Source organism: Micromonospora sp., from assembly GCF_048594385.1.
GTDB classification, from domain to species: domain Bacteria; phylum Actinomycetota; class Actinomycetes; order Mycobacteriales; family Micromonosporaceae; genus Micromonospora; species Micromonospora wenchangensis.
The window spans coordinates 1-1526 of record NZ_JBMDWU010000385.1; the positions used below are offsets into that span (position 1 = coordinate 1).

At 69.8% G+C, this 1526-nt stretch carries 1 protein-coding gene; it reads right to left on the reverse strand.

The window, feature by feature from the left end; translation table 11 throughout:
* Window positions 1-1309, reverse strand: a 1309-nt coding sequence (locus ACOJTC_RS20550; RefSeq protein ID WP_420118096.1) for a hypothetical protein, incomplete at its 3' end; no start/stop codon positions are given.
* Window positions 1310-1526: the final 217 nt, after the last annotated feature.

A 1526-nucleotide genomic window follows, 5' to 3' on the forward strand; every position in this document is an offset into this window, starting at 1 on the left:
GTCCGGGTCCGGGGTGTCCGGGTTTCGGGTGGCCTGGTGGTGGCCAGGCGTTGCGTAGAGCGGGCGAAACCTGTCGGCGGGTCTGGCCGGGGGTGGGGGTTGTGGGGGTGGTGGGTTCCCAGGGCCGCCGGTGGTGGGTGAGGTGGGTGCGGGTGCAGAACAGGTGGAGGTAGGCGTAGGCGTGTAGGCGGAGCCAGGTGGTCAGGGTGTCGGGTTGGCGGGGGTGGAAGTCACCGGCGTGGGCGGTGGTCTTCAGGTAGCGGAAGTAGTGCTCGATGTCGTAGCGGGTCAGGTAGGTCATGACCAGGGTGAGTAGGTCGTGGCGGGTGCCGGAGTACCAGAGTGCGAGGTCGCCGGCGCGGCGGCTGGGGCGTAGGTGCTGGACCCGGGCGAGGAGCACGGTGCCTTCCACGATCGGGAGGGTGGTCTGGTCGGTGAATCCGCGGCTGGCGCGGGTGAGTTTGGGGTGGACGTGGTGCCAGGCCCGGACGGTGACGGTGCCGTAGATGTCGAGTGGTCCGCTGACACCGGCGTCCGGGGTCAGGTCGGGTTCGCGCAGGGTCAGCCGGAATCCGTGTCGGCGGGGCCGGCCTCCGAGTGGGTGGGCGGCCCGGTGTTCGGGTCTGGTCCACATGGTCTGCGAGGTCGCGAGTCTGACCAGGACGTCCGCGGGAATCCTGCGTTCGTGGATCAGGTGGGTGATCCGGGCCGCGGGGTAGCCGGAATCGAGGAGGAACAGCGACGGGTCGCCCGGGCGGGCGCCGTCGGCTGCGCAGATCTGTGCGATGTGGCTGACGGTGACCTCGACCAGGTCGTCGTCGGAGGTGATGCGGTCGGCCAGGACCGGCACGACCCACGAGTCCGGGGTCAGCGTCAACCGGACGACGTGCTGATACCGCCACCCGGTCTTGATCAGCGCCGCGCCACGCGGGCCGCCCGGGGTGTACTGCGGTTGCCGGTCCGGGCTGGTGGCTGCGTTCGGCCGGGGCCACGCGGTGGTATCGACGGCATACACCCGCGGCAGACCGGACCGAGCGGCGATCCGGCACGCCGCCCGCAACGCCCGGCCGGTATCGATCTCGCCGTCGCGTAACGCCCGGTACGCCGCGGCGTGCCCGGTGACCGTGCCCAGCGACAGATGCGCCGGGCAGCCACACCGTCCCTGGTCCGCGGCCAGCTCATCGACCAGCGAGAACAACGTCCTCGACCGCGACACGAGGACACCCTCGTACAACTCCCGCCGCCACGAATCCAACAAGATCCGGCCCAGCTCGCTGTCACCGGCACCGGTAGCCGCTACGCTCCTCATCGAGAACCCTGCCCATTGATGATCTTTGTGTGAGAACTCAGATCATGGACAGGGTTCTCCCTGTTCCGCTAGACCTCGACCACCACAAATCCCCACGATGGTCAAAACACGAGGGCGGCCCCGGGGGAACCCCCCGGGGCCGCATTGCGCGGTACGTCAGGCGCGGGCCATCGCCGGCGCGCCGATGAACTCCATCAGCGCCCGGTTCACCTCGGTC